The sequence below is a fragment of the Mycobacterium sp. genome (genome assembly GCF_050701675.1).
GTDB lineage: Bacteria > Actinomycetota > Actinomycetes > Mycobacteriales > Mycobacteriaceae > Mycobacterium.
The window spans coordinates 1-3,538 of sequence record NZ_JBOGDD010000776.1 but is presented as its reverse complement, the minus strand read 5'-3'; the positions used below and the strand labels follow the sequence as shown (position 1 = coordinate 3,538).

The following is a 3,538-nucleotide window of genomic DNA, read 5'->3' as shown; positions in this document are numbered from 1 at the left end:
CTGTTGCACGCCGGTAGCTCGCGGCAGCCTTCGTCAATCCTCCCAACGCTTCTTCGACGTGGCCGAGCATTCCGTGTACTGCCGCCACATCGGGCCTTCGGTTGACCAGACGCAAAAGGACGGTCTCGGCCTCGACCAACCTTCCCTCATCCCGGAGACGAAGTGCTTCATCGAACTCGGGCTGAAGATCGTGGTAGCTTCTTTTCTCACTCATCGCCGAAGTCTTTCAACGCTTCCTCTAGGGTCCTGATGCGATCGCGTCGACTCTGCGCCCTTTGCTTCGACTTTGAAATGTCTCCTATCTCCTCTCCTTTGCCGACTTTCCGCTTTGCAGCTTGCGCCGCTTCGATGTCAGCTTCTTGGTCAGCATCCCTTTGAGCGTCCGTCTGCTCATCGGTGCCCTCCTTCCCGCCACCCGTAGCATGGTGAATCATCCACGCGAGACCGGAGCCCATACCAATCGAGATCCATACCCCCAAGTCGACCGGCCCGGGCTGCGGCCCATCGAGCATGCCAATGGCAATCGCTGTCGAGGCCAGCTCTTTGAACCCGAAGGGCTGCGGATCGGATGGTCCGAGGACGCACGAGCCGTAGTCATCGCAAACTAGCTCACCCGGCCCTCCCCCGTTGGAGCCGGAGGGAGCCGCCGAAGGGTCCCCATTCATTCCCCCAACACCACTCGGCAACCCAGCGAGCGTTCCGAACGAGAAGATCGGGAGGTCGAACAGCTCGCCTGTCGGATCGATCGCGCTCGTCGGCCCGTTCAGCACATAGGCAAACGGATTGAGCCCCTGTGAGTCGAAGCCCTGGACCATCTCATCCGGCGAGACGAATCGTCCCCACTTGGGGTTGTAGAAGCGCGCGCCGTAGTTGTAGAGGCCGCCCGCTTGATCATCTTGGGGCTGACCGGTGAAGCGGTGCTCGACCGAGAACGCACCCGCGTGCGCGATCGACTCGCCGAACGGCGCGTAGTCGCGCGTCTCCACCACGATCCCGTCTTGATTCACCGCGCCCCGGATCGTGCCCAGGTGGTCCACCAGGTACGCGAGGATCGGCTCCGCGTGTCTTCCGTACTTCCCCGGCCCCGACGTGAGCGTCGCCGCCTGCGCGGTGTACGGCAGCGCGATCAGCGCGAACGACAGCACCCCCACGCCCGGCACCGACAGCCACACCGGCGTGTGTCGTCGCAGCGTCAGGCTCGCGAGGCTGAGTAGGCCCAGCGCGACGAGCGCCGCTGCAGCCGGCGCCGCGAGCGGCGCTGAGTACCGCAGCACGATCCGCAGCACCGGCGGCACCGCTGCGGTCGGCGCCACGTAGCTCGTCGCCAGGCTCGCGATGCGCACCCCGTCGAGCGTGAAGAACTTGTTCGCACGCTGCGCACCGATGTCGTACTCGAAGTCGTCGCCCACCGACACGATCGACGTCGAACTCCCGCTCGGCCCCGTCACCGTGAGCGTCGCGTCGTCGTACACGTCGTAGCTGTAGGTCGAGTCCTTGTACCGGTAGAGCTTCCCCTGCGCGTTCCAGGTCAGAACCGCCGTCGGGCTCCCCGACTTCGTCACGATCGCAACCTCGCCGCCCAGCGTCGCCGCCAGCGTCTCCGTCGACTGACCCTGCTGCGCAAACGTCGACAGATAGTGCGGCTTGGTCGCATGCGTGTACGACCAGGTGCGGTTGTCAGCCAGATTCGACGGCGTGCGATTGCTCGCCTGCTGGCGCAGGTTCCCGAGCGCGTCGTACGTGTACGTCCAGGTCACCGCACCCGTGGCGCCCGTGCCCTTCTCCCACGGGCCAATTGCGGTCTTCAACCGCGACAGGCCATCGTAGCTGTAACTCCGGTTCACCGACTCCGAACCCAACGAACCCGTCTGCGATGTCAGACGGCCCAGGCCGTCGAAGTTGACGACCAGGTCGAGCGGCGCGCTCGAAGGCAGGTTTGCGGTCTTCGACGGAAGGCAGTTCTGCAGATTGCCCGTCCCGCTACTCGCGGCCGCCGACACCGCCGTCTGGTCTGCGCTCAGACACAGGCCGTCCCCCGTCACGTCACAGAGATCGGCTTTCGCCAGCGCTGTGCCGCTCGCGATGAACGCGCCGATCGCCGTTGCGTCCGCGCTCGTCACCTTTCCGCTTCCGTCCACGTCGCCGCATTGGCAGGCGTTCCCGATTCCGTCCGGAACGCTGGCCGAGCCGAGACCGCCGCCGTCGAGTTGGTCGGGGTTGTAAGCGTTCGGGCACTTGTCGCTCGAAGCGGGCGTGATGCGGTCGCCGTCAGGGTCGTTCGACACCAGGTTCCCTGCGGTGCCTGTTACTCGAGTCAGCCGCGCGTTCACGGTGTCGTAAACGTAGGTGTTCGTCGCGAGGGCCGCGCTTCCCGCACCTTGGCCAATCTCGACGTACTTCATGCGGCCGAGCGCGTCGTAGTCGGCAAACTTCAGCACCGTGCCCTTGAAGGCGGGGTTGGCCGTATCCGCGCGGATGTTCAGCAGGCGGATGCCGTCGTATTGGTAGTCGAACGAGTCGCCGTCGGGGAACAGTCGGCCCGTCACGCGGTCGAGCTCGTCGTACTCGTAAACCGAGCCGAACTCCTTGCTGGCGGTCCGCTGAATGACGGTGTCGCGCCGGCCCGCCGCGTCGTAGCCGTAGAGATATGTGGTGCCGCCGGTCGCGTTGACCTGGATCAGCTGCGCGAAGTCGACGTTCGCGTCGTTGTTCTCGTAGACGAACGTTGCGTTCGCGACGCCGTTCCCGGTCGGCGTAAAGGTTTTTGCGGTCGGTCGCTCGAGCTGGTCATAGGCAAAGAGTTGCGAGCGCGCCGAACCCGTTCCACCGTTCTGTGTCCGCTCCTTGACGAGACCTGCGTCGTCGTACTTGTAAGTCCACACGCCTGAGTCGGCGTCATCGATCTTCACGCGCCGTCCGAACGTGTCCCAGGTGATCTCGGTGACGTGATCCTGTGTCGCGCACTGCGCGCCCATGTTGAGCGACGTGCAGAGCGCGCCGTTGTTCGCGATCGGATCTCGCACCTCGTACAACCGGTCAGCCGCATCGTACTTCGCCGTGATCAGGTACGGCGTAGCCGCAGCCACCGCGTCCTCGAACTGCGCCACGCGAACCAATCGGCCCAAACCGTCGGCCGTACGTTCGGTGCGCTGCTTGCGGTTGCCCGGTGTTGCTGCGCCGAAGTAGGTCTCTTCGACGACGGTCCAAGGCGTGCTGTAGCCGAGCACGCGCTGCGTCACCGAATCGGGATCGAGAACGACCGTGGGTCGACCGAGCGCGTCGTACGAGAACGTGCGAAGTACGCCGCCGCCGGTGAAGTACGGCAATGACTCCGTGAGGGGGCGACCACGTGCATCGAAGCTGCGATCGACGATCACCGTCTGCGTCTGCTTTGCCGGTGACTCGCTGCGGTAGACACGGGACAGGCCGTCCATGTACTGCCGTTCGACCAGATCCGAGAAACCGGATCGGATGATCCGCGTTTCAAGGATGTTCTGGCCGGGTGACGCCGACCCGGGAAGCGTGTACGAGCGAGTTT

Annotated in this window: 1 protein-coding gene; it reads right to left on the bottom strand. The window is 64.6% G+C overall.

All coding sequences use genetic code 11. The annotated features are described in order from the left end of the window. Positions 1-206 precede the first annotated feature (206 nt). On the bottom strand, positions 207-3,538 hold a 3,332-nt coding region (locus ACRDUX_RS23775), incomplete at its 5' end, for an RHS repeat-associated core domain-containing protein (protein ID WP_526417124.1).